The sequence below is a fragment of the Streptomyces sp. NPDC046876 genome (assembly GCF_040645035.1).
In the GTDB taxonomy this organism is placed as follows: Bacteria; Actinomycetota; Actinomycetes; order Streptomycetales; family Streptomycetaceae; genus Streptomyces.
On record NZ_JBEYXK010000051.1, the window covers coordinates 1 to 26,529 of the forward strand.

Consider the following 26,529-nt stretch of genomic DNA (forward strand, 5'->3'; position numbering starts at 1 on the left):
TTCCGATCTCCTTGGGGCGCTGCCCCAAGGAACCCGCGCCTCAAACGCCGGCGAGGCTGGAATGGCCGGACCCCCGCCCCAAGTGACGGCAAGGCCGGATCCGCCGACCGGCACCGGCCAAGGCAGCCCAGGCGCCTGTCACGAGGCGCCGAGCCTCGGCAACGGGGCGGGGTCAGGGCCGGGGCCAGGGCTGCTGAGCCCGGACGGTGCGGCAGCTCGGCGGTGTCAGACCCCAGTGGGACACTCGCATGCATGAGCGAGCACGCGCCCCGCTGGGCCCTGGCCGAGGACGCCGAAGGCCACTGGCGCGCAGCCGAGCTCACCCCCCAAGCCCCCGGCGAAGCCCACCGCATCACCGCCACCGTCACCGTCACCGACCCCGCGGAAGCGATCCGCACGGCCCCCGCCTCCACCCGCTGGATCTGGCGCTCCACGGCAGCCGTCTACCCCCGCCTCCTCGCCGCCGGCATCCGCATCGAGCGCTGCTACGACGTCGAGGCCGCCGAACCGCTCCTCCTCGCCCACGAGGGCCGCTCCGGCGAACCCCGCTCGGCCGCGGCCGCCTGGGCCCGCCTCACGAACACCCCGGTCCCGCCGGACCCCCCGGCGCGCTCCGCCGCGCCCGGCGCACAGGATCCCCTCTTCGACCCGCAGCCCGCTCCGCTGCCCCTCGACGCGCTGATCGCCGTCTACGAGGACCAGGCCCGCCGGCACGAGGCCACCGCCCACCCCGACCGCATGCGGCTGCTCACCGCCGCGGAGTCGGCCGCGTTCCTCATCGCCGCCGAGATGCACCACGCCGGCATGCCCTGGCGGGCGGACGTACACCGCGCCCTGCTGACCGAGCTCCTCGGCGAGCGCTACGCCGGCGGCGGCGAGCCCCGCCGCCTCGCCGAGCTGGCCGACGAGATCTCCGCCGTCTTCGGCCGCCGCGTCCGCCCCGACCTGCCGGCCGACGTGGTCAAGGCGTTCGCCCAGGCCGGGATCCGGCTCACCTCCACCCGCCGCTGGGAGATCCAGGGCCTCGACCACCCCGCGGTCGCGCCGCTCCTCGCGTACAAGAAGCTGTACCGGATCTACACGGCCCACGGCTGGAGCTGGCTCCAGGACTGGGTCCGCGACGGCCGCTTCCGCCCGGAGTTCGTCCCCGGCGGCACCCTGACCGGCCGCTGGGTCACCAACGGCGGCGGCGCCCTGCAGATCCCGAAGGTGATCCGGCGGGCCGTCGTCGCCGACCCCGGCTGGCGCCTGGTCGTCGCGGACGCCGACCAGATGGAGCCGCGGGTCCTGGCCGCGATCTCCCGCGACCCGGCCTTCGTGGAGGTGGCCGGCCGCCCCGAGGACCTGTACACGTCCATCTCCCGCCACGGCTTCTCCGGCGACCGCGACCAGGCCAAGCTGGCCGTCCTGGGCGCCGTGTACGGGCAGACCTCCGGCGACGGCCTGAAGAACCTGGCCGCGCTGCGCCGCCGCTTCCCCCGGGCCGTGGCGTACGTGGACGATGCCGCCCGCGCGGGCGAGGAGGGCCGCCTCGTACGGACCTGGCTGGGCCGCACCTGCCCGCCCCCGGCCCGCGCCGCCGACGCCGACGAAGAGGCCGGCATCCCGCAGGACCCCCCGGACCGCCCGGACCGCCCTGACCGGGACGACGCCTGGACCCCGAGCTACGCCTCCACCAACTCCCGCGCCCGCGGCCGCTTCACCCGCAACTTCGTCGTCCAGGGAAGCGCCGCCGACTGGGCGCTGCTGCTGCTCGCGGCCCTGCGGCAGGCCCTCGACGCGGCGGGGATGCGGGCCGAGCTGGTGTTCTTCCAGCACGACGAGGTGATAGTGCACTGCCCGGCCGAGGAGGCCGCGGCTGTGGCCGAGGCGATCCGCGCCGCGGCCGACCGGGCGGCCCGCATCGCCTTCGGCGACACCCCGGTCCGCTTCCCGTTCACCACGGCCGTGGTCGAGTGCTACGCGGACGCCAAGTAACTACAGCCCGTGGAAGTAGAGATGGAACTCCTCCCTCTCGAACCCCTCCGCCTCGTACAGCGCCTGCGCAACGTGGTTGTCGTACGCGGTGTCCAGCTGCACCCCGGCGACCCCGGCCTCCCGGGCCCGGCGCAGCACCTCGCGCAGCAGGGCCCGTCCGGCGCCGGTACGCCGCGCGGACGGGTCGACGTACAGGTCGTGCAGGATCCAGCTCGGCCGCATGAGCAGCGAGGCGAAGGTCCGGTACGCCTGCGCGAACCCGACCACCTCACCCCCGCCGCCCTCGGCGAGCAGAATGAGCGAGTCACCGTTCCGCAGCCGCTCGGCGAGAAAGGCACGGGGCTGCTCCGGATCCGCGACTTCGACCCGATAGAAGCGGAGATACCCCCGGAACAGCGCCACAGCCGCATCGAGGTCCCCCTCGTCGGCCACCCGAACCCGCACGTCACCCACGCCCACGTCCCCTTCCTCCGCCCGCCTGCCGGACACGAAGCCCCATTCTGCAGGCGGGACATCGCCCCTCACAGGGCCGGCGGACGGACGGAGACCGGGGAAGGACCCTCCCCTCAGGACTTCTGAGGCTCCAGCCAGTAGACGTGCTTCGGCGAGACGATCTGTGTGACCGCCCGTCCGAACAGCGTGCTCGGCTCCTCGCCCTGGGCGGTGATGTCGGTGTTGAGCATGATGACCATGGTGGCCTGCGCCTCGGGCAGGTACATCACCACGACCTCATAACCGGGCAGGGACCCGTTGTGGCCGACCCAGCCCCCGTCCTTGAAGATCCCCAGCCCGTACCCGGTGTCGGGCGCGTTGCCGGCCGGCTGGACCTTGAGCCGCTCGGCCTGTGTTGCGGGCTTGAGCAGCTCACCCGTGGCCAGGACCTTGGCCCACGTCCGCAGGTCCGGAAGGTCGGAGATCATCGCGCCGGCGGCCCACCCCCAAGAGGGGTTCCAGTCGGTCGAGTTCTCGACCTTTCCGCTGGCGGTCTGGTCGGTGTAGCCCTGCGGGTGCGGCTTGGGGAACTCGGCGCCGGTCGGGAAGACCGTGTGCCTCAGCCCGGCGGGCACGACCACGTTCCGGTGGATGTAGTCCCCGAGCTTCTGCCCGGTGACCTTCTCGACCACCAGACCGAGCAGGATCAGATTGGTGTTGGAGTAGTAGAACTTCGCGTTCGGTGCGAACATCACCGGGTGCTTGAACGCGTACGCCAGCAGTTCCTGCGGGGTGAACGGCCGCGTCGGATTCGTGGTCAGCGCCTTGAAGAAGTCGGGGTCCTGGGAGTAGCTGAACAGGCCGCTGCGCATGCCGGCGAGCTCGCGCAGAGTGATCCGATCCCCGTTGGGCACGCCCTTGATGTACTTGCCGATGGGGTCGTCGAGCCCGACCTTGCCCTGGTCAACGAGCTCCAGCAGGGCGGTGACGGTGAAGGTCTTGGTCTCACTGCCGATCCGCACGTTCATGCCGGTGGTCATCGGCGCACCGGTGGACTTGTCGGCCACGCCGAAGGACCGGACGTACTGCCCCTTGCCGGGCGCCGAAACGGCCACGACGACACCGGGCACCTTGGCCTCGGCCAGCACCTTCAGCACCGCATCGTCCAACTGCTTGGCCACGGCGGGGGTGAGCTGGACGAAGGCGTCATCGGCCCGGACGGGCGCCGCGACCGAGGCGGCCTGCCGTGCCGACGTGTGCGAGGCGTACCCCGTGCCCGCCCCCAGGGGTACCACCACCAGCCCTACCGCTGCCGCCCCCACCGCCGCTCTGCGCAACCGTCTCGTCATGCCCGGCCTCCTGCCGCGCGACACCCGAGTCCAGCCCTCCCAACGTAGCCCGCCCCCCACCTCCCGGCGACCGCTACCCGTGCCCAAACACAAGAAACCCCAGCTCAGACAGGGTCTGGGCTGGGGTTTCGATGGAGCCGCCTTCGGGATTCGAACCCGAGACCTACGCATTACGAGTGCGTTGCTCTGGCCAACTGAGCTAAGGCGGCACCGCCGCGAGACAAGTGTTCCCTCGGGAGGGAGCGCTCATCAGCAGCGGCGCCTAGTCTACAGGCTCGAACGGGGTGCCCCGAACCAGGTATCCCGGGGGTGGGGGGGTCAGGTGCACTTCTTGCCGTTCTGCGGGGCCTTGCCCTGGAGCAGGTAGGTGTTGATCGCGGTGTCGATGCAGGTGCTGCCGCGGCCGTAGGCCGTGTGGCCGTCGCCGTCGTAGGTCAGCAGGACGCCGGAGTCCAGCTGGCCGGCGAGGGACTGGGCCCACTTGTACGGGGTGGCCGGGTCGCGGACCGTGCCGACCACCACGATCGGCGGGGCACCCTTCGCGCTCAGGGGGCGGGCCGTGCCGGTGGCCTTGACCGGCCAGTACGTGCAGTTCAGCGAGGCCCAGGCCAGGCCCGAGCCGAAGACCGGGGAGGCCTTGCGGAACGAGGGCAGGGCGGCGTCGACCGCGTCCGGGCCCGAGAAGGCGGGGGGCTGGTCGAGGCAGTTGACCGCGGCGTTCGCGGACATCAGGTTGGCGTACCTGCCGTTCGGCTCGCGCTCGTAGTAGCTGTCGGCGAGGGCGAGGAGGCCCGAGCCGTCGCCGTCCATCGCCGTCGCGAGCGCCTCGCGCAGCTGCGGCCACGCGCTCTCGTCGTACAGGGCCGCGATCACCCCGGTGGTGGCGAGGGCCTCGCCGAGGGGCCGCGCCGGGTCGCCGCTGGGGACGGGCTTCGCGTCGAGCTGCCGGAAGAACGCGCCGAGGCGCGTGGCGACCTCGTCGGGGCCGCCCTTGCCCAGCGGGCAGTCGGGCTGCTTCGCGCAGTCCTTGGCGAAGGAGCGGAAGGCCGTCTCGAAGCCCTCGGTCTGGTCGCGGTTCAGGTCGAGCGCCGAGCGCGAGGGGTCCATGGCGCCGTCGAGGACCAGCCGGCCGACCCGTCCGGGGAAGAGGTCCGCGTACGTGGCTCCGAGGAAGGTGCCGTACGAGGCGCCGACGTACGTCAGCTTCTCGTCGCCCAGGATCCCGCGCAGCAGGTCCAGGTCGCGGGCGGCGTCGACGGTGGAGACGTGCGGGAGGATCCGCTGCGAGCGGGACTGGCAGCCGGCCGCGAACTCCTTGAACGCCGCGACCAGCGCCGCCCGCTCCGCCGCGTCGTCAGGGGTCTGGTCCACCTGCGTGTACGTGTCCATCGCCGGGCCGGACAGGCACTCGACGGGGCTGCTGCGGTCCACGCCGCGGGGGTCGAAGGACACCATGTCGTACTGGGCGCGCACGGCCGCCGGGTAGCCGATGCCCGCGTACGCCTGGAGGTAGCCGATGCCGGAGCCGCCGGGCCCGCCCGGGTTGACGACGAGGGAGCCGAGCCGCTTGCCGGGGCCCGTGGCGGGGCGCCGGGCCAGCGCGATGTCGACGTCCTGGCCCGCGTCGGGGTGGGCGTAGTCGAGCGGGGCCTTCATGGTGGCGCACTGGAAGCCGGGGACACCGCAGTCGCGCCAGACCGGCTTCTGGTCGTAGTAAGGGCGCAGCGCGGCCGGGATCTCCGGCGGCGCTGCGGGCGGCGCCGCGACCCGGGCGGCGGCGGAGGCCGCGGAGGAGGAAGCCGCGGCCCGGGGGCCCGCCGCACCCCCCGCGGTGCAGCCGGAGAGCAGCAGCCCGGCGGCTGCGATCACGGTTCCGGTGGTGCGCAGCAGGCGACTGGTGTCCATTCTGGGAGCCTACGTGCTGCGGCCCGGTCCCGGCCTGCGGCGAGTCGCTCGTACGGGTGAGACGGGCCTGGCGGCCGGCCTGCCGGTCAGGCGTCCGGTCAGCCCGCCCGCAGGGCCATCGTCATGGCCTCGACCGCGAGGAGCGGGGCAACGTTGCGGTCGAGGGCCTCGCGGCAGGCGCTGATGGCCTCGATGCGGCGAAGGGTCCGCTCGGGGCCGCCGGCGCGGGCGATCCGGTCCAGGTCGGGCCGTATGTCCTCGTTGGCGATGGCCAGCGCCGAGCCGAGCTGGAGGGCCAAGACGTCCCGGTAGAAGCCGGTGAGGTCGGTCAGCGCCAGGTCGAGGCTGTCGCGCTGGGTGCGGGTGCGGCGGCGCTTCTGCCGGTCCTCCAGCTCCTTCATCACGCCCGCCGTCCCGCGCGGCATCCGGCCACCCGCACCGGCGCCGGCGCCGAGCGCGGCCCTGAGCTCCTCGGTCTCCTTGACCTCGACCTCCTCGGCGAGCGCCTTGGCGTCCTCGGCGGCGGCGTCGACGAGCTCCTGCGCGGCCTTGAGGCAGCCGCCCACGTCGTCGATGCGCAGCGGGAGCTTCAGGACGGAGGTGCGCCGGGCCCGGGCCGCCTCGTCCTGGGCGAGGCGGCGCGCCCGGTCGAGGTGGCCCTGCGTGGCGCGGGCGGCGAACGCGGCGACGCCCGGCTCGATGCCGTCGCGCCGGACCAGGACCTCGGCGACGGCGGCCACGGGCGGGGTGCGCAGGGTGAGGTGGCGGCAGCGGGAGCGGATGGTGGGCAGCACGTCCTCCAGGGAGGGCGCGCACAGGAGCCACACGGTCCGCGGAGCGGGCTCCTCCACGGCCTTGAGGAGCACGTTGGCCGCGCCCTCGGTCAGCCGGTCGGAGTCCTCCAGGACGATGACCTGCCAGCGGCCCACGGCCGGGGAGAGCTGGGCCCGGCGGACCAGGTCGCGGGTCTCCTTGACGCCGATGGACAGCAGGTCGGTGCGGACGATCTCCACGTCCGCGTGCGTCCCGACCATGGTGGTGTGGCAGCCCTCGCAGAAGCCGCAGCCCGGCTCGCCGCCGAGGGCGCGGTCTGGGCTGGTGCACTGCAGGGCGGCGGCGAAGGCGCGGGCGGCGGCGGCCCGTCCGGAGCCGGGCGGCCCGGTGAACAGCCAGGCGTGCGTCATCTTGGACGCGGCGGGCGGCTCCTGCCCCGCGTCGACGGCGGTGACCAGGGCGTCGGCGTCACGGGCGGCGGCGGCCAGCTGCGCCTGCACCCGCTCCTGGCCCACCAGGTCGTCCCACACGGGCATCCCGCCCACCGCCTTTCCTCGCCGTCCGTGCCCTTGCGTGCTCTCGGGCCCTCACACCCGCGCCCGTCACCAGTGTGGCGTGCGCCACCGACAATCCCGTCCTGTCCCGGTCCGGGTGCTGCCGGCTCCCGCCCGTCGCCGTCAGCGGCGGCGGCGCGGGCCTCCCCCGCCGTTCCGGCCGGAGTCGCCGCCCCGGCCCTCCTGGCCGTCCTCGTCCGGGTGGGGGCCCAGGAGCTCGTCCGCCAGGCTCGGCAGGTCGTCCAGCGGGGTCTCCTCGGCCCACGAGGGGCGGGTCCTGCGCCGGTCGCCCTCCTCGTCGAGGTCGAGTACGGGGAGCTCGCGGGTCACGTCCTCGGCGGAGTCCCGGAAGATGCCCGGCGGCACCCGGTCGGCCGGAGCCTCGTCCGAGTGCCGGGCCGTCGGCCGCACCGCGGAGTACGCCTGCCCGGCCTGCTGGGACGGCTGCGACTGCTGTGCCTGCGGGGACTGCTGCGACTGCCCGGCCTGCCGCTGCCGCTCGGCCTGCGGGCGTACGGGCGGCAGCACGGCCGTCTCGTCGGCCGGGCCGGCTCCCGCGACGGGCGGCAGTACGGAGGTCTCCGCGGCCGGGTCCACCTTCGGCATGGGCACCGTCTGCGTCACGTCGTCCGGCCGGACGACCCGCTTGTCCACGGGCGGCCTGACCATCGGGGTCTCGACCGTCACCGCATCGTCGGGCAGCGGCTCCTTGGCCATCGACACCTTCGGCGCCGGCCGAGCCGGAGCAGCCGGAGCCGCCTGTGCCGCCGCCGCGGCAGCAGCCGCAGCCGCCGCGGCAGCCGCTTGGGCCTCCGCCAGCCGGCGCGCCTCCTCCGCCTTCAGCAGGGCCTCCTCGGCCCGCCGCTGCTTCTCCCGGCGCCGCTCCTCGGCCTCGGCGCGCAGCCGGGCCTCTTCCTCGGCCTCCTTGCGCAGCCGCTCCTCCTCGGCCGCACGGGCCTTCGCCTCGGCCTCCGCGCGCAGCCGCTCGGCCTCGGCCCGGGCGCGCGCCTCCTCCTCGGCCCGCAGCCGCTCCTCCTCCGCCCGGCGGGCGGCCTCCTCCTCGGCCCGCCGACGCGCCTCGGCGGCCTCCGCCTCCGCCTTGAGGCGGGCCTCCTCGGCCTCGCGGGCCCGGCGGGCCTCCTCCTCGGCGCGCAGCCGCTCCTCCTCCGCCTTGCGCGCGGCCTCCTCCTCGGCGCGGCGGCGCGCCTCCTCCTCGGCCTTGCGGCGGGCCTCGGCCTGTGCGGCCAGCTCCGCCTCGGAGAGCGGCAGCATCCGGTCCAGCCGGTGCCGTACGACGGTGGTCACGGACTCCGGGTCCTGCCCGGCATCGACCACCAGGTAGCGGCCGGGGTCGGCGGCGGCGAGGGTCAGGAACCCGGCCCGCACGCGCTGGTGGAACTCGGCCGGCTCGGACTCCAGCCGGTCGGGCGCCTCCGTGAACCGCTCCCGCGCCGTCTCCGGCGACACGTCGAGCAGCACGGTCAGGTTCGGCACGAGCCCGTCGGTGGCCCAGCGCGAGATGCGGGCGATCTCGGTCGGGGACAGGTCGCGACCCGCCCCCTGGTAGGCGACGGAGGAGTCGATGTAGCGGTCGGTGATGACGACGGCGCCGCGCTCCAGGGCGGGCCGGACCACCGTGTCCACGTGCTCCGCGCGGTCCGCCGCGTACAGCAGGGCCTCGGCGCGGTTCGACAGTCCCGCCGAGGAGACGTCGAGCAGGATGGAGCGCAGCCGCTTGCCGACCGGGGTGGCGCCCGGCTCGCGCGTCACGACGACCTCGTGGCCCTTGCCCCGGATCCAGTCGGCGAGCGCGTGGACCTGGGTGGACTTGCCGGCGCCGTCGCCGCCCTCCAGGGCGATGAAGAAGCCGGTCGCGGACGGCGCCTGCGCCGGCTCCCCGCCGCGCAGCGCCTCGCGCAGATCACGGCGCAGCGGTACGCCGCCGCGGTCGTCGGCCTTGGTGAGGACCACCACGGCGGCCGGCAGCAGCAGCGCGCCGACCAGCATCAGGGTGAACGCGGCGCCGCCGTGCTCGAAGACGAGGTTCCCGCCGGCCAGCCGGTGCGGGCCGATCGCGGCGGCCACGACCGGGGCGGTCACGGCGCCGAGGGCCACCGCGACGCGGACGACGGCCTGCAGGTGCTCGGTGACCCGGGCCCGGCGCAGCTCCTCGGTCTCCTGGTCGAGCAGGGTGTGCCCGGTGTTGGCGGCCACGCCCGCGGCGGTGCCGGCCAGCAGCGACAGGAACAGCACGGTCGCGGCGTCCGTGACCAGCCCGGTCAGCAGCAGCGCAGCCCCGGTGACCGCTATGGCCAGGGCGAGCAGCCGGCGCCGGGACAGCGCGGGCAGCACCTTGCCGGCCTGGGCGGCGCGGATGCCGAGGCCGGTGCCGCCGAGCAGCGCCAGGACGAGCAGGGCGAAGGTGGCGGGGCCGCCGCCGAGGTCGTAGGCGTGCAGCACGGCCACGGCGGCGGCGGAGGCCACCGCTCCGGCGACGGCGGCGCAGGCCAGCACGAACAGCGGGATGGCGCCGGTGCGGCCCTTCTCCGGCCGGTCCCCCGTCTTCGGGGGCCGCAGGCCCTCCAGCGGCGAGCGCGGGCGCGGGGTCTTGCCGGTGGGCAGGACCAGCGGCAGCAGCAGCGACAGCGAGGCGGCGAACAGGCCGGCCGCCACGTACGAGCCGAGGGCGGCCCGGTTCGCGGCGAACCAGTCGATGCCGAGGCCGAGGGCCTTGCCGACCAGCGTCGCAACGAGCAGCGCGGCCGCGGCGGCGGGCATGGCGGCGAACGAGGTGCGCAGGTTCAACCGGCGCAGCGCGTCGAGCTGGTCGGGCAGCGGCCGTACGGCTGCCCCCTCCGGCGGCGGCGCGGGCAGCAGGGCGGGGGCGGCACTGTCCTTGGCCTGCGTCCACAGCCGCTCGGCGGCGCCGGAGACGAAGACGGTGGCCAGCAGCGCGGTCAGCGCGTGCTCCGGGATCCAGTCGAGCCACAGCGGGGCGACGACGAAGAGCGCGAGCCGGATGCCGTCGGCCGCGGCCATGGTCCAGCGGCGGTCGAGCGCGCCGCCGGGGGCGGTGAGCTTGGCGAGGGGGCCGAGCAGCACCGCGCCGAAGAGGAGGGTGGCGAGGATCCGCACCCCGAAGACGGCCGCGACGGCGAGCGCCCAGCCGCGGTAGTCGCCGCCGAAGGTCTCCTCGGAGACGGCCGTCTGGAAGACGAGGAGGACCAGGACGAGCAGGGCGAGGGCGTCGCCGATGCCGCTGACGAGCTGGGCGCTCCACAGGCGGCGCAGCCTGGGGGTGCGCAACAGGGCGCGCACCGCCCGCTCGCGGGAATCCGCGGCGAGGGCTTCGTCGTAGGTGGGGTTCTGGGGGGCGGTCACGCCAGTCGGCTGCTCGGCTCGCGTCATCCGCCCAGCCTATCCGCTGCGCTTGGCGGGTGCTGCTGCCCTGTGGACAACCCGGGCGGCGCGCCCCGGCCCGGCGGGCACCGCTACGCGGAGCCGTTCCCCCACCCGCAGGGCCAAGGCCCGGCCCGGAACGGGCCAGGCCCCGGCGGGGCGGAGGTCAGTCCTCCGTGGGGGGCGTGGCGGCGGTCTTCTTCGCCGCCGTCTTCTTCGCTGCCGTCGTCTTCGCCGCCGTCGTCTTCTTGGCGGTGGTCTTCTTGGCCGCGGTCTTCTTCGCCGCCGTCGTCGCCTTCTTGGCCGGCGCCTTCTTCGCGGCGGCCTTCTTGGCCGTCTTCTTCGCCGGGGCCTTCGCGCGCTTCTCCGCCAGCAGCTCGTAGCCGCGCTCCGGCGTGATCGTCTCGACGTCGTCGTCCCGCCGCAGCGTGGCGTTCGTCTCGCCGTCCGTCACGTACGGGCCGAAACGGCCGTCCTTGACGACGACCGGCCGCTCGCTGACCGGGTCGGTGCCCAGCTCCTTCAGCGGCGGCTTGGCCGCAGCCCGGCCGCGGACCTTCGGCTGGGCGTAGATCGCCAGGGCCTCGTCCAGCGTGATGGTGAAGAGCTGGTCCTCCGACTCCAGCGACCGCGAGTCCGTGCCCTTCTTCAGGTACGGGCCGTAGCGGCCGTTCTGCGCGGTGATCTCCACGCCCTCGGCGTCGGTGCCCACCACCCGCGGCAGCGACATCAGCTTCAGCGCGTCGTCGAGGGTGACGGTGTCCAGCGACATCGACTTGAACAGCGAGGCCGTCCGCGCCTTGACCGCGTTCTTTCCGGTCTTCGGCGTGCCCTCGGGCAGGATCTCGGTCACGTAGGGCCCGTAGCGGCCGTCCTTGGCGACGATCTGGTTGCCGCTGACGGGGTCCTTGCCCAGCTCGAACTCGCCGCTCGGCTTGGCGAACAGCTCCTCCGCGTACGCCACCGTCAGCTCGTCCGGAGCCAGGTCGTCCGGCACATCGGCCCGCTGGTGGCCCTCCGCGTCCTTCTCGCCGCGCTCCACGTACGGCCCGTACCGGCCGACGCGCAGCACGATGCCCTCGCCGACGGGGAAGGAGGAGATCTCGCGGGCGTCGATCGCGCCCAGGTCGGTCACGAGCTCCTTCAGGCCGCCGAGGTGGTCGCCGTCGGCCGCCGGGACGACCGCGGAGGCGTCCTCCGAGCCGAAGTAGAACCGCTTCAGCCACGGCACGGCCTGGGCCTCGCCCCGCGCGATGCGGTCGAGGTCGTCCTCCATCTTGGCGGTGAAGTCGTAGTCGACCAGCCGGCCGAAGTGCTTCTCCAGCAGGTTGACCACGGCGAACGACAGGAAGGACGGCACGAGCGCCGTGCCCTTCTTGAAGACGTACCCGCGGTCCAGGATCGTGCCGATGATCGACGCGTACGTCGACGGGCGGCCGATCTCCCGCTCCTCCAGCTCCTTGACCAGCGAGGCCTCGGTGTAGCGGGCCGGCGGCTTGGTCGCGTGGCCGTCCGCGGTGATCTCGTCGGCGGCGAGCGCGTCGCCCTCGGCGACCTGCGGCAGGCGCCGCTCGCGGTCGTCGAGCTCGGCGTTCGGGTCGTCCGCGCCCTCGACGTACGCCTTCATGAACCCGTGGAAGGTGATCGTCTTGCCGGACGCGGTGAACTCGGCGTCCCGGCCGTCCGAGGCCGTGCCGCCGATCTTCACGGTCACCGAGTTGCCGGTCGCGTCCTTCATCTGGGAGGCGACGGTCCGCTTCCAGATCAGCTCGTAGAGGCGGAACTGGTCGCCGGTCAGACCGGTCTCGGCGGGCGTGCGGAAACGATCACCCGAAGGGCGAATCGCCTCGTGCGCCTCCTGCGCGTTCTTGACCTTGCCGGCGTAGACGCGGGCCTTCTCCGGCAGGTAGTCGGCCCCGTACAGCTGCGTGACCTGCGCCCGGGCGGCCGCGACGGCGGTGTCCGAGAGGGTCGTGGAGTCCGTACGCATGTAGGTGATGAAGCCGTTCTCGTACAGCTTCTGCGCCACCTGCATCGTGGCCTTCGCGCCGAAGCCCAGCTTGCGCGAGGCCTCCTGCTGCAGCGTCGTCGTACGGAAGGGGGCGTACGGGGAGCGGCGGTACGGCTTGGACTCGACGGAGCGGACCGCGAAGGAGCTGTCGGCGAGCGCGGCGGCCAGCGCCCGCGCGTTCGCCTCGTCGAGGTGGAGCACCTCGGCGTTCTTGAGCTGCCCGTTCGCACCGAAGTCGCGGCCCTGTGCGACGCGCTTGCCGTCGACGGTGTTCAGGCGGGCGACGAGGGTGGACGGGTCGGACGGGTCGCCGGCCCGGCCGGTGGAGAAGGTGCCGGTGAGGTCCCAGTACTCGGCGGAGCGGAAGGCGATGCGCTCGCGCTCGCGCTCGACAACGAGACGGGTGGCGACGGACTGCACGCGGCCGGCCGACAGCCGCGGCATGACCTTCTTCCACAGGACCGGCGAGACCTCGTAGCCGTAGAGGCGGTCGAGGATGCGGCGGGTCTCCTGGGCGTCGACCATGCGCTGGTTCAGCTCGCGCGGGTTGGCGACGGCCTCGCGGATCGCGTCCTTGGTGATCTCGTGGAAGACCATCCGGTGGACGGGGACCTTGGGCTTGAGGACTTCCTGCAGGTGCCACGCGATGGCCTCGCCCTCGCGGTCCTCGTCAGTGGCGAGGAAGAGCTCGTCGGATTCGGCCAGCAGCTCCTTGAGCTTCCTGACCTGGGCCTTCTTGTCCGCATTGACGACGTAGATCGGCTGGAAGTCGTGCTCGACGTCCACGCCGAGGCGCCGGACCTCGCCCGTGTACTTGTCGGGGACCTCGGCCGCGCCGTTCGGGAGGTCGCGGATGTGCCCGACGCTCGCCTCGACGACGTATCCCGGGCCGAGGTAGCCCTTGATCGTCTTCGCCTTGGCAGGGGACTCGACGATGACGAGTCGGCGGCCGCCCTGTGCGGTCTCGCTAGTCGGGGACAACTTGGCTCTTCTCTCCGGTCGGCACTCGGTCGCAGTACGGCGACGCTGCGGAGTGTGACGGTACAACCCGCCCCCGTGTCAAACGGCACAAGCCCGCAACGGCCACTCGAACGGTAACCCGACAAGTGCCATTTCTGCCGCCCGGATACCCCGCCGGACCCGTCCCGATCACTGGCCCGAGTGGCCAGGGGGCCGTCTGGCCGCTCCCCCGCACCCCGCCTGACGTCCGGTTTCCCTCGCGGCGCCGCTCGCTGTGGGCGGCCGGTCCTACGCGGGGCGGTGCGCGGAAGTCACAGTCGCGCGAGGCACCAAGCGCCGAGGGCCAGCGATGCCGCGCCGGCGAGCACCGCCAGCGGTACGGCCACGGAGGGGCGCACGCCCTCGGCCACCGGCGCACCGTGGCGGGCGCGCGCCCCTGTCCAGGCCAGCAGAGCGGCCCCGAACAGCAGGAACACGGTCGCTGCGAAGATCGCCGGACCGCTTTCCATACCGTTCCCCTTCGATCCCCGGGCCGCTCTCGGGTCCCCCCGGATCCCCCCGGACACCCACGGACACCCCTGGCTTTCCCCCTTGGCCAGGAGCCTGCCAGCCGAGGGGGAACAGAAAGCGAACCGTGGGTTACATCACGGGGGGGGGAGCGTGGGGGAGAGGCGGACGGAGGGAGACGGACGGGCGGAAAGCGGAGGGAAACGGACGGCGGGAAGCGGAGGGAAGCGGAGGGCGTCCGAGGAGACCGGCGGGGTGCCCGGAGGCCCTGCGGATCAGGCCTCGACGGGCTCCAGGAAGCCCTGCTCCACCAGCATCCGGATCGCCTCCGGCGTCCGGTCGCGCAGCACGACCGGGTCCTCCTGCATCAGCTGGGCGATCGCGTCGAGGATCCGGCCCGCGGTGAGCGATCCGTCGCACACCCCGGCGAAGCCCGCTCCGACCGTGTCGACCTTGGTGGCCCGCCGCATGCCGCGGTTCTGCCGGAGCACCACGTGCTCGGGGTCCTCGGCCCCGGGGGCGCCGACCTGCTCCTGGACGACCTCGGCGACCAGGGCGAAGCGGGCCTCCAGCAGCGAGGCGTCGTCGTGGGCGCGCAGGTAGTCCTGGCGGGCGAAGTGGTCGGTGACGGCGTCGCCGAGGGGCTGCTCCACCGAGTGCGGCCACTCCTCGATCACGATCGACGGTTCGTCGGCGCCGCTGCGGCGCAGCGTGATCCAGCCGAAGCCGACGGCCTTGGTCTTGCGGGCCTCGAACTCGTCCAGCCAGTCCTCGTACCGGCGCGCGTACTCGGCCGGATCGGTTCGGTGGTCGCCCGCGTCGCGCAGCCACAGCTCGGCGTACTGCGTGACGTCCTGTACGTCGCGCTGCACGATCCACGCGTCGCAGCCCCGCGGCACCCAGGAGCGGACCCGCTCGCGCCAGTCCTCTCCCTCCACGTGCTGCCAGTTGCCGAGGAACTGCGCGTAGCCGCCGGGGTTGAGGTGAGCGCCGGCCTCCTGGACCAGGGTCCGGCACAGGTCGTCGCCACCCATGCCGCCGTCCCGGTACGTCAGCCGGGCGCCGGGGGAGATCACGAACGGCGGGTTCGACACGATCAGGTCGTACGTGGCGTCGCCGACCGGCTCGAAGAGCGAGCCGAGGAGCAGTTCGGCCTCCGGGGCCCCGGACAGCGCCAGGGTCAGCCGGGTGAACTCGAGGGCCCGCGGGTTGACGTCGGTGGCGGTGACGCGGGTGGCGTGCTGCGCGGCGTGCAGGGCCTGGATGCCGGATCCGGTGCCGAGGTCGAGGGCGCTGCCGACGGGGCGGCGCACGGTGATCCCGGCGAGGGTGGTGGAGGCGCCGCCGACGCCGAGGACGACGCCCTCCTCGCGGCTGCCGATCCCGCCGGCCCCGCCGACGGCGCAGCCGAGGTCCGAAACGATGAACCAGTCCTCGCCGTCCGGGCCGCCGTACGGGCGCACGTCGACGGTGGCGTGCACCTCGTCGCCCTCCCGGCGCAGCCAGCCGTCGGCGATGAGGGCCTCGACGGGCAGCGCGGACGAGACGTGCACGTACGGCTCCGGCTCCTGGAGCAGGAACAGCCGCACCAGGCTCGCTAGGGGGCCGTTGCTGCGGCTGCGGGTGGCGCGCAGCGCGGGGACCGTCTCGCTGCGGGCCAGGGCCGCGTAGGCGGGGGCGCCGAGCAGGTCGAGCAGCCCGTCGGCGGTGAAGCCGGCGGCGAGCAGGGCGGTGCGGAGCTCGGCGGCGCGGTCGGGCGTGGGGAGGCTGGTGGTACTCACGCGTCCATTGTGTCGGCTGCCGCCGCCGATCGGTGCGCCGCGGAGCCGTGTGCCGCGGCCCCGTGTGCCGCGGAGCCGCGCACCGCGGAGCCGCGCACCGTTGAGCCGCGCACCGTTGAGCCGCGCACCGTTGAGCCGCGCACCGTTGCGTACACCGCCAAGGCGGCGGCGCGGGCTGAGCGCACGCGCCGACGGCTCACTTCGCCGGCGACGCCGAGGGTGCCACCACGGTGACCTTGCAGCCCTTCTGGCTGTTCATCGCCTGGTCCAGGCCGGCCTTCTTCAACTGGTCGTAGGCGTCCGCGCTGCCCTTCTGCGCCTGGCTGATGGCGCCCGCCATCTCCTTGAGGCCGTCGGCGAACTTGCTCTGGTCCTTGGGGTCGAGCGCGTCGATCTTCGCCTTGAGGTCCGTGTAGGCCTTGGAAGCCGAGTCGAAGCCCTTGACCGCCGCGTCCTTGGTCGCCTGGCCGTCCTTCGTGGGCGGGACCCCCGCCTGCGCCACGGCGGCGCTCATCGCCTTGTACGCGTCGGCCTGGGACTGGAACGCGGCCGAGTCGGTCTTCTGGACGTCGTCCGGCTTGCTGCTCTCGCCCGACACGCGCTTGATGTCGGCGTTGGCCTTCTCGATCTTCTTCAGCTCGGGCTGCCACTTGTCGCAGACCTGCTTGGCCCAGGCGTTGGCCTTCTTGTCACCCTCGTCGCCGCCGCAGCCGGCCAGCACGAGCATCAGTACCGCGCTGCCGGACACCGCGGCCGCAAGCTTCTTGTTCACCGGATTGGTCCCTTCGAAGGCTCTCGGCCGGGAAGATACCAACCCGCCCTCCGGGTAAGCGGAACGGCGGACGGACGACGCGTCAGTCCGCGCCGCCCGTCCGCCGTTCGGACCTGTCCCGCGTGCTCGAGCCGGAGTCGGGAACCGGGTCGGGACGCGTGTCAGGACTCGGGTCAGGACACCACCGCGGGATCGGCCGACTGCGCCACCCGCTCGGCGGTCCCCGCGTCGCCGTCGGCGTCGCCGCCGACGGCCACGCCGCGCCGCTTGGAGACGTACACCGCACCGACGATGACCAGGACGGCGACGGCCGCGACGATCGCGCGCACCGTCGCGCTGGTGTCCACTCCGTAGCTGAACTGCACGACCGCCGGGGCGATGAGCAGCGCCACGAGGTTCATGACCTTCAGCAGCGGGTTGATCGCCGGGCCCGCGGTGTCCTTGAACGGGTCGCCGACGGTGTCGCCGATGACGGTCGCGGCGTGGGCCTCGCTGCCCTTGCCGCCGTGGTGGCCGTCCTCGACGAGCTTCTTCGCGTTGTCCCAGGCACCGCCGGAGTTGGCGAGGAACACGGCCATCAGCGTGCCGCAGCCGATGGCGCCCGCGAGGTACGCGCCGAGCGCGCCCACGCCGAGGATGAAGCCGACCGCGATGGGCGCCATCACGGCGAGCAGGCCGGGGGTGGCCAGCTCGCGCAGCGCGTCCTTGGTGCAGATGTCCACGACGCGCCCGTACTCGGGCTTCTCGGTGTAGTCCATGATCCCGGGGTGCTCGCGGAACTGGCGGCGCACCTCGTAGACCACGGCGCCCGCGGAGCGGGAGACCGCGTTGATGGCGAGGCCGGAGAACAGGAAGACGACCGCGGCGCCCAGGATCAGGCCGACCAGGTTGTTGGGCTGGGCGATGTCCAGGCTGAGGTTCATCTCGCCGGCCTTGGCCCCGACCTGCTTGACCGCGTTGGAGATGGCGTCGTTGTACGAGCCGAACAGCGCGGCCGCGGCGAGCACGGCGGTGGCGATGGCGATGCCCTTGGTGATGGCCTTGGTGGTGTTGCCGACGGCGTCCAGGTCGGTGAGGACCTGCGCGCCTGCGCCCTCGACGTCGCCGGACATCTCGGCGATGCCCTGGGCGTTGTCGGAGACGGGCCCGAAGGTGTCCATCGCGACGATCACGCCGACGGTGGTGAGCAGGCCGGTACCGGCCAGGGCCACCGCGAAGAGCGCGAGCATGATGGAGGTGCCGCCGAGCAGGAAGGCCCCGTACACGCCGAGGCCGATGAGGAGCGCCGTGTAGACGGCGGACTCCAGGCCGACGGAGATCCCGGCGAGGACCACGGTGGCCGGGCCGGTCAGGGCGGTCTTGCCGATGTCGCGGACGGGGCGGCGGCTGGTCTCGGTGAAGTAGCCGGTCAGCTGCTGGATCAGGGCCGCGAGGACGATGCCGATGGCGACGGCGACGAGGGCCAGGATCCGCGGGTCCCCGGCGTGCGCGGTGATCGCCGTGTCCTCGACGCCGACGAGCTCCTTGTACGTGGCCGGCAGGTACGCGAAGACGGCGACGGCGACGAGCGCGAGCGAGATCACGGCGGAGATGAAGAAGCCGCGGTTGATGGCGGTCATGCCGCTGCGGTCGCTGCGCCGCGGGGAGACGGCGAAGATGCCGATCATCGCGGTGATGACGCCGATGGCGGGGACGATGAGCGGGAACGCCAGGCCGAGGTCGCCGAAGGCGGCCTTGCCGAGGATGAGCGCGGCGACGAGGGTGACGGCGTACGACTCGAAGAGGTCGGCCGCCATACCGGCGCAGTCGCCGACGTTGTCGCCCACGTTGTCGGCGATAGTCGCGGCATTGCGCGGGTCGTCCTCCGGAATGCCCTGCTCGACCTTGCCGACCAGGTCGGCGCCGACGTCGGCGGCCTTGGTGAAGATGCCGCCGCCGACGCGCATGAACATCGCGATCAGGGCGGCGCCGAGGCCGAAGCCCTCCAGGACCTTGGGGGCGTCGGCGGCGTAGACCAGGACGACGCAGGAGGCGCCGAGCAGGCCGAGGCCGACGGTGAACATGCCGACGACGCCGCCGGTGCGGAACGCGATCCGCATGGCCTTGTGGGCGACGTCGGTGAGGTCCTTGGCGGGCTGGCCCTCCGCGGGGGTGGCCTCACGGGCGGCGGCGGCCACGCGGACGTTGGCGCGGACGGCGAGCCGCATGCCGACGTAGCCGGTGGTCGCCGAGAAGAGCGCGCCGACGAGGAAGAAGGCGGAACGTCCCGCCCGCTGGGTCCAGTCGTCCGCGGGGAGCAGGAAGAGCAGGAAGAACACGACGACGGCGAAGATGCCGAGGGTGCGCAGCTGCCGGCCCAGGTAGGCGTTGGCGCCTTCCTGCACGGCGGCGGCGATCTTCTTCATGCTGTCGGTGCCCTCGCCTGCGGCGAGGACCTGGCGTACCAGGATCTGCGCGACGACGAGGGCGGCAAGGGCCACGGCCGCGATCACCATCACGATGAGCCGATTGTCATCGGTGAGTACCGCGGCTGCCAGATCGGCGGTGCCGTCCGGCGAGAGAGGGGTGAAGAGCCCCGTCATTCGTCCTCCTTGACGTGATGAGCTCAAGATGTGGACGGATTGTAGGGAGCTCTTCCCGATCAAAACAGTGCGCGGGAAACGGAATTGGCCTGCACTTGCTCCTCACCAATAGATCCCGTCACTCCATTACCCCCGAAAGGGGTAATGGGACAAAGGCATTGACGCCTGATCATTGATCTAGGAATACCGCACGGGCGTGAACGCGGACATGAAAAAAGGCCCTGTTCACAGGGCCTTGAATAAGATCGAATAAACCGACCGGACTACGGGACTTCGGCCGTCCCGGACACGGGCCAGCTCATCCGGATGGTCCCGCCACCCTCCCCGCTGGTCACCTCTACGTCGTCGACGAGACCGCTGATCACGGCGAGGCCCATCTCGTCCTCGGTGTCCCCGTCGGGGTCCAGGGCGGCGGCGAGCCCGGGCACGGCGCCCGTCGGGCCGCCGGCCGGCCCGGGGACCTCGTCGCCGACCTCGATGGAGAAGAGCTTCTCCTCCTCGGTCAGCACCACCCGGACGGGCGCGGTCAGTCCGTTGCTGAGGTGCAGTCCGACGGCGCGCGAGCAGGCCTCGCCCACCGCGAGGCGGACCTCGTCGAGCACGGCCTCGTCCACACCCGCCCGCCGGGCCACGGCGGCCGCGACCAGGCGTGCCGTCCGGACGTGCTCGGGCTGGGCGCTGAAGCGCAGTTCAACGGTGGCCATTGCGTCCCCCTCGGACTACGGGCGTGGCTTACGGGGGCCCGGGCCGCGCACGGCCCGCGCCCCCGCTCCTCTTCCACTCCGCCCCCGGGGCCCGGCGGCCGCCGGGGGCGGAGCCGTCAGTCGGTGGCGGCGACGGCGTCTTCCACCGTCGTGTGGATCGGGAACACCTTGGTCAGACCGGTGATACGGAAGATCTTCAGGATGCGCTCCTGGTTGCACACCAAGCGCAGCGAGCCCTCGTGCGCGCGGACGCGCTTGAGGCCTCCCACGAGCACACCGAGGCCGGTGGAGTCGAGGAAGTCCACTCGCTCCATGTCGACAACCAGGTGGTAGCTGCCGTCGTTCACCAACTCGACCAACTGCTCGCGCAGCTTGGGCGCGGTATACACATCAATCTCGCCACCGACCTCCACGACCGTGCGGTCGCCGACAGTGCGAGTCGACAGGGACAGGTCCACGGATCCTCCAGCACCTTGCTATCGAGCGGCGCCCCCCAGGGGCCTCCCCACCCGCGGGCGGGGGGAGAGTTTGGCTGCCGCGATGGCATTCAACCACTTACCGGCAGGCGCGCACGACGCCTTCGGACCATTGTCCCGCACGCCGGTGACACACTCGGTTCCAATGGCCAATACTCACCGTCCCGGGCGGCCCACGGCACCCGAGGACCCTCGACCCACCCCCGGGGCGGTTCTGGACCGCCTGTCACGGGGGCCTTCCCGAGCTGCGCGCATCACCCATACGGAGCACTTGCCCCCTCGGGGGGGCCGTCATGCAGTCTGGCCCGACCGCATCCGAACGGATGTCGTGGCGGCGATCCGGGCCGCCGGGATCGAACACCCGTGGGAACACCAGGCCGCGGCCGCCGAGCACGCCCTCGACGGCGTGTCGGTGGTCGTCGCCACCGGCACCGCGTCCGGCAAGTCCCTCGCCTACCTCGCCCCCGTGCTGTCCACCCTCGCGGACGGCGCCGAGGCCCCGAACGGCCGCGGGGCGACCGCCCTGTACCTCGCCCCGACCAAGGCCCTGGCGGCCGACCAGCGGCGCGCCGTGCGCGAGCTGGCCGCCCCGCTGGGCAACGCGGTCCGGCCCGCCGTGTACGACGGCGACACGCCGGTCGAGGAACGCGAATGGGTGCGCCAGTACGCGAACTACGTGCTGACCAACCCCGACATGCTGCACCGAGGGATCCTCCCGGCCCATCCCCGATGGTCCTCCTTCCTGCGCGCGCTGCGCTACGTGGTCATCGACGAGTGCCACACCTACCGGGGCGTCTTCGGCTCCCACGTGGCCCAGGTGCTGCGCCGACTGCGGCGGCTGTGCGCCCGCTACGGCTCCGAACCGGTCTTCCTGCTGGCCTCCGCCACCGCGAGCGACCCGGCGACCGCCGCCTCCCGGCTGACCGGGCTCCCGGTCACCGAGGTCGCCGACGACGCCTCGCCGCGCGGCGAGGTGGTCTTCGCCCTGTGGGAGCCCCCGCTGACCGAGCTGCGGGGCGAGAAGGGCGCCCCGGTACGCCGCACCGCGACGGCCGAGACCGCCGACCTGCTGACCGACCTGGTCGTCCAGGGCGTCCGCACGGTCGCCTTCGTCCGCTCCCGGCGCGGCGCCGAGCTGATCTCGGTGATCGCCCAGCAGCGGCTGGCCGAGGTCGACCGCTCCCTGCCCCGGCGTGTCGCGGCCTACCGGGGCGGCTACCTGCCCGAGGAGCGCCGCGCCCTGGAGCGGGCCCTGCACTCCGGGGACCTGCTGGGGCTGGCCGCCACCACCGCCCTGGAGCTGGGCGTGGACGTCTCGGGCCTGGACGCGGTCCTGATCACCGGCTATCCGGGCACCCGGGCCTCCCTGTGGCAGCAGGCGGGCCGGGCCGGCCGGTCCGGGCAGGGGGCACTGGCCGTGCTCATCGCCCGCGACGACCCGCTGGACACCTACCTCGTCCACCACCCCGAGGCCCTGTTCCGCCGCCCGGTGGAGGCCACGGTGCTGGACCCGGACAACCCCTACGTCCTGGCCCCGCACCTGTGCGCGGCCGCCGCCGAGTCCCCGCTGACCGACGCCGACCTCGCCCTGTTCGGCCCTGCCGCCGCCGGCCTGATGCCGCAGCTGGAGGCCGCGAGGCTGCTGCGGCGCCGGGCCACCGCCTGGCACTGGACCCGCCGGGAGCGGGCCGCGGACCTGGCCGACATCCGGGGCGAGGGCGGCCGCCCGGTGCAGATCGTCGAGTCGGCCACCGGGCGGCTGCTGGGCACGGTGGACGAGTCCGCGGCCCACACCGCCGTACACGACGGCGCGGTCCACCTCCACCAGGGCCGCACCTATCTGGTGCAGCGGCTGGACCTGGAGGACTCGGTGGCCCTGGTCGAGGAGGCCGACCCGCCCTTCTCCACCACCGCCCGCGACACCACCTCCATCGCCATCCTGGAGACGGAGACCGAGATCCCGTGGGGCGACGCCCGGCTCTGCTACGGCACGGTGCAGGTCACCAACCAGGTGGTGTCCTACCTGCGCCGCAAGCTGATCACCGGCGAGGTGCTCGGGGAGGCCAAGCTGGACCTCCCGCCCCGCACCCTGCGCACCCGGGCAGTGTGGTGGACCGTGACCGAGGACCAGCTCGACGCGGCCCGGATCCACCCGGAGATCCTCGGCGGCGCCCTCCACGCCGCCGAGCACGCCTCCATCGGCCTGCTCCCGCTGTTCGCCACCTGCGACCGCTGGGACATCGGCGGCGTCTCCGTGCCGCTCCATCCCGACACCCTCCTTCCGACGGTCTTCGTGTACGACGGCCACCCCGGCGGCGCCGGCTTCGCGGAGCGCGCCTTCCACACGGCCCGCGCCTGGCTCACGGCGACCCGCGACGCCATCGCGGCCTGCGAATGCGAGGCCGGCTGCCCCTCGTGCATCCAGTCCCCAAAATGCGGCAACGGCAACGACCCCCTCCACAAACGCGGCGCCATCCGCCTCCTGACCCGCCTCCTCAAGGAGTCCCCGCAACCCTGACCCCAAGCGCCTCAGCCGCCTGAGCCGGTGCGGGGCCCGGGGCCCGGCTCGGCAGCGGAGGTGCGGGGCCCGGGGTCCCGCTGGGCAGCGGAGGGCCTGCGCGGGCCGTGGACGTCGGGGTGAAGGGGCCCGTCGCAGGGCGGGCCGCGACCTCGGCCACCTCGCCGTGGACGGTGCAGGAGGCCAGGGACGCCTCCTGGGCCCGGGCCACCCGGCCGGCCGCGGCGCAGGCGGACTCCGGGCCGTGGGCCCAGGTCGCCGCCGCGGCCAGGGCCGCCAGGTCGGCGGCTGCGGCCGCCCGGTGCCGGGCGACGACGGCCTGGCCGAGCAGGAGCACCCCGCCGAACACAGTGCCCAGCACCACCGCCACCAGCGCCGCCCACACCGTGGCCGAACCCCGGTCGCCCCTCACGGCGGCGGCCCCACGCTGTCCTCGGCCAGCGCCACCGCCCGGGCCCCGAGCCGCACCGGCAGCCCGCGCGGCCCCGGCGGCGGAGCCGCCACCCGCACCCGCCACAGGTCCCCCTCCCGCTCCAGCGCCACCTCGGCCCCCGGCGGGGCGGCCGCCCGGGCCGCCGCCAGTGCCGTGTCGACCGGCTCCGACCGGGCCGCCGCCCGGGCGCCGGCGCGGGCCGCGTCCACACAGCGGATCTGCGCGGCCGCCGCCATCAGCGCCCACACCAGCAGCGCCGCGAACAGCACCAGCGCTGGAATCACCACGGCGGCCTCCGCCGTCACATATCCCCGGTCCCGGCGCACCGCGCCGCGCCGCCGCCGCTTTCCCTCAGAACGGCACATCGAGCGCCTTCCCGATGGTCGACTGGAGTGCGGTGGAGACCACGTCGCTCGTCACCACCTTGTACAGAACGGCTGCGAATGCACACGCCGCGATCGTGCCCATGGCGTATTCGGACGTGGACATCCCCGCATCGCCCATGCGGCCCTTCAGCGCAGCCCGCATCCGAAACACGATGATCCTCATGACAACCTCCCGTTGATATTGATTTCCTGACGTGATCTCAGCCCGTTTTCACATCGCCCCTTTTACGCCCCTGACAGCAGGCCCGAGGCCATTCCGATCACCACCGGGGCCACTCCCACCGCGAGGAACGCGGGCAGGAAGCACAGCCCCACCGGCGCGGTGACGAGCACCGCCGCCCGCTGAGCGCGGGCGCCCGCCTCCCGGACCCGCTCCTCCCGCAGGGCCGTCGCCAGACGCGCCACGGGTTCGGCGGCCGGAGCCCCCGTCCGGGCGGCCCGCTCCAGGCACTCCGCGAGCGGCCGGGCCCCCGGTATCTGCGCCAACCTCCCCAACGCCGCGCCCGGTTCGCCGCCGAGCCGCAGCTCCGCCCCGGCCAGCGCCAGCCGCTCGCCCACCGGGCCGCCCAGCGACTCCCCCACGACCTCGGCGGCCTCCACCGGCCCGGCACCTGCGGCCAGGCAGGCGGCCAACAGGTCAGCGGCGAAGGGCAGCTGGCGCTCCGCCTCCCGCGGATCCGCCCCGGCGGGCCCGCGCCGGCGCCGGCGCAGCCACCACACCGCATACGCCGCCCCGCAGCCCGCGGCCCACCCGAGCACCCCGCCGAGCAGCAGCCCCGTCGCCGACCACACCGCCGCCGGAACCGCCCACACGGCCACCGCACCCCGTATCCGCACCGCCAGGGCCGAGCGCTGCCGCTGCTGCGGCCCCGCCAGCAGCCCGACGGCTCTGCGCCGGGCCGCCCGCGCCCCGGCCCGGGCGGCCACCGCGCCCGCCGCGCAGAGCACCGCCGCCGCGAGGCACAGCACCGTCCCCAGCCTGTGGACCGCGGTCCCGTCCATCACCGCTCCCCCGCCCGTACGATCCGCCGGCACCACAGCAGCCCCAGCACCTCCAGCACCCCGCCCGCCAGCAGGCAGCCCCAGCCGACCGGGGTGTGCAGCAGCACCCGCAGCGGATCCGCCCCCAGCCCCGTCCCGATCACCAGCCCCACCAGCGGCAGCAGGGCCAGCACCACCGCCGTCGATCTCGCCCCTGCCAACTGGGCCCGCAGCGCCTCCCGCCGGTCCCGGTCGGCCCGCAGGGCCCCCTCCAGCCGCTCCAGTCCGGCGGCCAGCCCGGCGCCCCCGTCCACGGAGATCCGCCAGCAGGCGGCCATCCCGGCCAGCCCCTCCGCGCCGGGCTCCCGGGCCGCCTGCCGCAGCGCCCCCGGCACGTCCCCGCCGAACGCGGCCGCGGCGAGCACCGCCGTCTCCGCCGGCCCCGGAGCACCCGGACCCACGGCGGTCCGCCGCAGGGCCGCGGTCAGCGCCTGCCCGGGCTGGGCCCCGGCCCGCAGCTCGCCCACCGCCGCCCCGCACAGGGCGATCACCTCGGCGGCCCGCGCGCACCGGTCCCGCTCCCGCTGCCGGGCCGCCAGCCGGCGCCGCACGAGCGGGACCGCCACGGCCCCCGCCGCGAGCGGAACCACCGACCCGCCCAGCAGCGCGAGAACCAGCCCGGCCCCGAGGCAGGCCCACCACTCCCGCCACCGCGCGGCCCGCACCCGCACCGCGCTCACCAGCCGCTCCCGGCGCACCGGCCCGCCCCGCACCGGCGGACCGCCGCCGGCCAGCACCGCGCGGGCCCGCCGCGCCGCCCGGTCGCCCCCGGCCAGGGCCCACGCGGCCGTCCCGGCGCACAGCATCCCGGCGAACAGCGGCAGCGGCACCGCGGCGGCCCCCGCCCCGCTCACCGCACACCGCCCAGCAGCGGGCGCAGCCGCTCCCAGCCGCGCTCCCGTACGAAGCCGCGGGCGGACCAGCGCAGCGCCGGTACGGTGACCACCAGCCCGGCGGCATCCCGCTCCAGGACGTGCACCTCGGCCACCCGGCGCCGCCCGGCCCGGTCCCGGACCAGGTGCAGGACGAGGGTCAGGGCGGCCGCCAACTGGCTGTGCAGGGCGGCCCGGTCGAGGCCGGCGGCAGTCCCGAGCGCCTCCAGCCGGGCCGGTACGTGCCCGGCGGCATTCGCATGGACGGTGCCGCAGCCCCCCTCGTGCCCGGTGTTCAACGCGGCCAGGAGATCGGCCACTTCAGGCCCTCGCACCTCGCCGACCACGAGCCGGTCCGGCCGCATCCGCAGCGCCTGCCGGACCAGGTCCGCGAGGGTGACCAGGCCCGCTCCCTCCTGGTTGGCGGGCCGGGTCTCCAGCCGCACCACATGGGGATGGTCGGGCCGCAACTCGGCGGAGTCCTCGGCGAGGACGATCCGCTCCCCGGGACCGACCAGCCCCAGCAGGGCGCTGAGCAGGGTGGTCTTGCCGGTGCCGGTCCCGCCGGAGACCAGGAACGACAGCCGGGCCTGCACCATTTCCCGCAGCAGCCGCGCCCCGCCGGGCGGCAGCGTCCCCGCCTCGACGAGCTCCTCCAGCGTGAACGCCCGCGGCCGCACCACCCGCAGCGACAGACAGGCCGACCCGACCGCCACCGGAGGCAGCACCGCATGCAGCCGGGTGCCGTCCGGCATCCGGGCGTCCACCCAGGGCCGGGCATCGTCCAGGCGCCGGCCCGCGACAGCGGCCAGCCGCTGGGCCAGCCGGCGCACGGCCTCGGCATCGGGGAAGGTGACGCCGGTCAGCTCCAGCCCGCCGCCCCGGTCCACCCACACCCGGTCCGGAGCGGCCACCAGCACATCGGTGACCCCGGGGTCGGCGAGGAGCCCCTCCAACGGGCCCGCCCCGACCAGTTCGGACCGCAGCTCCTCGGCCGCACCCAGCACTTCGGCATCCCCGAGCAGCCGACAGCCGATCGGCGTGACGGAGGCGGCGAGCCCGGCACCGATCTCCTCGGCGCGCTCGGCGGCGGCGG

General features: G+C 74.2%; 20 protein-coding genes, 1 tRNA gene and 1 pseudogene. 2 read left to right on the top strand and 20 right to left on the bottom strand.

The genetic code is table 11. The annotated features are described in order from the left end of the window. Positions 1-252 precede the first annotated feature (252 nt). Positions 253-1,977, top strand: a complete 1,725-nt coding sequence (locus ABZ924_RS24075; RefSeq protein WP_361913377.1) for a bifunctional 3'-5' exonuclease/DNA polymerase — start codon at positions 253-255, stop codon at positions 1,975-1,977. Here the strand turns inward: ABZ924_RS24075 and ABZ924_RS24080 are convergent, their stop codons facing one another. The 14 genes and pseudogenes from ABZ924_RS24080 to bldG all read right to left on the bottom strand — a co-directional run bounded on the left by ABZ924_RS24080 (position 1,978) and on the right by bldG (position 20,165). Further along, a complete protein-coding gene (locus tag ABZ924_RS24080; RefSeq protein WP_361913380.1) occupies positions 1,978-2,436 on the bottom strand; it encodes a GNAT family N-acetyltransferase in 459 nt (152 codons plus the stop codon). It abuts the gene before it with no gap. Positions 2,437-2,543: 107 nt separating this feature from the next. Continuing rightward, entirely contained in the window at positions 2,544-3,758 is a 1,215-nt protein-coding gene (locus ABZ924_RS24085; protein ID WP_361913382.1) for a serine hydrolase domain-containing protein, read from the bottom strand. A 132-nt stretch (positions 3,759-3,890) separates the two neighbouring features. Further along, positions 3,891-3,967, bottom strand: a tRNA-Thr gene (locus tag ABZ924_RS24090). 109 nt (positions 3,968-4,076) lie between these two features. Further along, complete coding sequence (locus tag ABZ924_RS24095; RefSeq protein WP_361913385.1) at positions 4,077-5,663, bottom strand: alpha/beta hydrolase; 1,587 nt, start codon at positions 5,661-5,663, stop codon at positions 4,077-4,079. A gap of 98 nt (positions 5,664-5,761) precedes the next feature. Then, positions 5,762-6,973 carry a DNA polymerase III subunit delta' gene (locus ABZ924_RS24100; protein ID WP_361913466.1) on the bottom strand — a complete coding sequence of 404 codons (1,212 nt, stop codon included), beginning with the start codon at positions 6,971-6,973 and terminating at the stop codon, positions 5,762-5,764. 141 nt (positions 6,974-7,114) lie between these two features. Beyond that, positions 7,115-10,399 carry a dTMP kinase gene (gene tmk, locus ABZ924_RS24105; protein ID WP_361913388.1) on the bottom strand — a complete coding sequence of 1,095 codons (3,285 nt, stop codon included), beginning with the start codon at positions 10,397-10,399 and terminating at the stop codon, positions 7,115-7,117. Between the two features lie 157 nt (positions 10,400-10,556). Beyond that, positions 10,557-13,382: a type I DNA topoisomerase gene (gene topA, locus ABZ924_RS24110; RefSeq protein ID WP_361913391.1), complete on the bottom strand. Its 2,826-nt coding sequence runs from the start codon at positions 13,380-13,382 to the stop codon at positions 10,557-10,559. A 290-nt stretch (positions 13,383-13,672) separates the two neighbouring features. After that, a complete protein-coding gene (locus ABZ924_RS24115) occupies positions 13,673-13,870 on the bottom strand; it encodes a hypothetical protein (RefSeq protein WP_361913394.1) in 198 nt (65 codons plus the stop codon). A 273-nt stretch (positions 13,871-14,143) separates the two neighbouring features. Continuing rightward, positions 14,144-15,649 carry a class I SAM-dependent methyltransferase gene (locus tag ABZ924_RS24120; protein WP_361913397.1) on the bottom strand — a complete coding sequence of 502 codons (1,506 nt, stop codon included), beginning with the start codon at positions 15,647-15,649 and terminating at the stop codon, positions 14,144-14,146. A 48-nt stretch (positions 15,650-15,697) separates the two neighbouring features. Further along, positions 15,698-15,778, bottom strand: a pseudogene (locus ABZ924_RS24125) (pentapeptide repeat-containing protein); the annotation flags it as partial. A gap of 67 nt (positions 15,779-15,845) precedes the next feature. Further along, positions 15,846-16,421, bottom strand: a complete 576-nt coding sequence (locus ABZ924_RS24130) for a small secreted protein (RefSeq protein WP_361913400.1) — start codon at positions 16,419-16,421, stop codon at positions 15,846-15,848. Positions 16,422-16,594: 173 nt separating this feature from the next. Continuing rightward, on the bottom strand, positions 16,595-19,003 hold the full coding sequence (locus ABZ924_RS24135) for a sodium-translocating pyrophosphatase (RefSeq protein WP_361913403.1): 2,409 nt from the start codon (positions 19,001-19,003) through the stop codon (positions 16,595-16,597). 263 nt (positions 19,004-19,266) lie between these two features. Next, a complete protein-coding gene (locus tag ABZ924_RS24140) occupies positions 19,267-19,707 on the bottom strand; it encodes an ATP-binding protein (protein ID WP_361913406.1) in 441 nt (146 codons plus the stop codon). 116 nt (positions 19,708-19,823) lie between these two features. Further along, positions 19,824-20,165 carry an anti-sigma factor antagonist BldG gene (gene bldG / locus ABZ924_RS24145; protein WP_030152678.1) on the bottom strand — a complete coding sequence of 114 codons (342 nt, stop codon included), beginning with the start codon at positions 20,163-20,165 and terminating at the stop codon, positions 19,824-19,826. Positions 20,166-20,247: 82 nt separating this feature from the next. Between bldG and ABZ924_RS24150 the strand changes: the two genes are divergently transcribed. Further along, positions 20,248-22,701 carry a DEAD/DEAH box helicase gene (locus ABZ924_RS24150; RefSeq protein WP_361913409.1) on the top strand — a complete coding sequence of 818 codons (2,454 nt, stop codon included), beginning with the start codon at positions 20,248-20,250 and terminating at the stop codon, positions 22,699-22,701. Here the strand turns inward: ABZ924_RS24150 and ABZ924_RS24155 are convergent. The 6 genes from ABZ924_RS24155 to ABZ924_RS24180 all read right to left on the bottom strand — a co-directional run bounded on the left by ABZ924_RS24155 (position 22,679) and on the right by ABZ924_RS24180 (position 26,503). After that, positions 22,679-23,113: an Rv3654c family TadE-like protein gene (locus ABZ924_RS24155; RefSeq protein ID WP_361913412.1), complete on the bottom strand. Its 435-nt coding sequence runs from the start codon at positions 23,111-23,113 to the stop codon at positions 22,679-22,681. The two genes, ABZ924_RS24150 and ABZ924_RS24155, sit on opposite strands and share 23 nt — an antisense overlap. Then, entirely contained in the window at positions 23,110-23,499 is a 390-nt protein-coding gene (locus ABZ924_RS24160; RefSeq protein WP_361913415.1) for a TadE family type IV pilus minor pilin, read from the bottom strand. The genes ABZ924_RS24155 and ABZ924_RS24160 overlap by 4 nt, the downstream gene beginning before the upstream one ends. After that, complete coding sequence (locus tag ABZ924_RS24165) at positions 23,486-23,683, bottom strand: DUF4244 domain-containing protein (RefSeq protein ID WP_361913418.1); 198 nt, start codon at positions 23,681-23,683, stop codon at positions 23,486-23,488. The genes ABZ924_RS24160 and ABZ924_RS24165 overlap by 14 nt, the downstream gene beginning before the upstream one ends. Positions 23,684-23,745: 62 nt before the next feature. Next, on the bottom strand, positions 23,746-24,522 hold the full coding sequence (locus ABZ924_RS24170; RefSeq protein WP_361913420.1) for a type II secretion system F family protein: 777 nt from the start codon (positions 24,520-24,522) through the stop codon (positions 23,746-23,748). Beyond that, on the bottom strand, positions 24,522-25,367 hold the full coding sequence (locus ABZ924_RS24175; RefSeq protein WP_361913469.1) for a type II secretion system F family protein: 846 nt from the start codon (positions 25,365-25,367) through the stop codon (positions 24,522-24,524). The genes ABZ924_RS24170 and ABZ924_RS24175 overlap by 1 nt, the downstream gene beginning before the upstream one ends. Positions 25,368-25,411: 44 nt before the next feature. Beyond that, positions 25,412-26,503, bottom strand: a complete 1,092-nt coding sequence (locus ABZ924_RS24180; protein WP_361913472.1) for a TadA family conjugal transfer-associated ATPase — start codon at positions 26,501-26,503, stop codon at positions 25,412-25,414. Positions 26,504-26,529 lie beyond the last annotated feature (26 nt).

Bases quoted from the DNA above. Each gene is read 5' to 3' on its own strand.
- ABZ924_RS24075 (WP_361913377.1), top strand. From the start codon at position 253: ATGAGCGAGCACGCGCCCCGCTGGGCCCTGGCCGAGGACGCCGAAGGC.
- ABZ924_RS24085 (WP_361913382.1), bottom strand. From the start codon at position 3,758: ATGACGAGACGGTTGCGCAGAGCGGCGGTGGGGGCGGCAGCGGTAGGG.
- ABZ924_RS24095 (WP_361913385.1), bottom strand. From the start codon at position 5,663: ATGGACACCAGTCGCCTGCTGCGCACCACCGGAACCGTGATCGCAGCC.
- ABZ924_RS24100 (WP_361913466.1), bottom strand. From the start codon at position 6,973: ATGCCCGTGTGGGACGACCTGGTGGGCCAGGAGCGGGTGCAGGCGCAG.
- tmk (WP_361913388.1), bottom strand. From the start codon at position 10,399: ATGACGCGAGCCGAGCAGCCGACTGGCGTGACCGCCCCCCAGAACCCC.
- ABZ924_RS24115 (WP_361913394.1), bottom strand. From the start codon at position 13,870: ATGGAAAGCGGTCCGGCGATCTTCGCAGCGACCGTGTTCCTGCTGTTC.
- ABZ924_RS24135 (WP_361913403.1), bottom strand. From the start codon at position 19,003: ATGACGGGGCTCTTCACCCCTCTCTCGCCGGACGGCACCGCCGATCTG.
- ABZ924_RS24140 (WP_361913406.1), bottom strand. From the start codon at position 19,707: ATGGCCACCGTTGAACTGCGCTTCAGCGCCCAGCCCGAGCACGTCCGG.
- ABZ924_RS24150 (WP_361913409.1), top strand. From the start codon at position 20,248: ATGGCATTCAACCACTTACCGGCAGGCGCGCACGACGCCTTCGGACCA.
- ABZ924_RS24160 (WP_361913415.1), bottom strand. From the start codon at position 23,499: ATGTGCCGTTCTGAGGGAAAGCGGCGGCGGCGCGGCGCGGTGCGCCGG.
- ABZ924_RS24165 (WP_361913418.1), bottom strand. From the start codon at position 23,683: ATGAGGATCATCGTGTTTCGGATGCGGGCTGCGCTGAAGGGCCGCATG.
- ABZ924_RS24170 (WP_361913420.1), bottom strand. From the start codon at position 24,522: ATGGACGGGACCGCGGTCCACAGGCTGGGGACGGTGCTGTGCCTCGCG.
- ABZ924_RS24175 (WP_361913469.1), bottom strand. From the start codon at position 25,367: ATGCTGTGCGCCGGGACGGCCGCGTGGGCCCTGGCCGGGGGCGACCGG.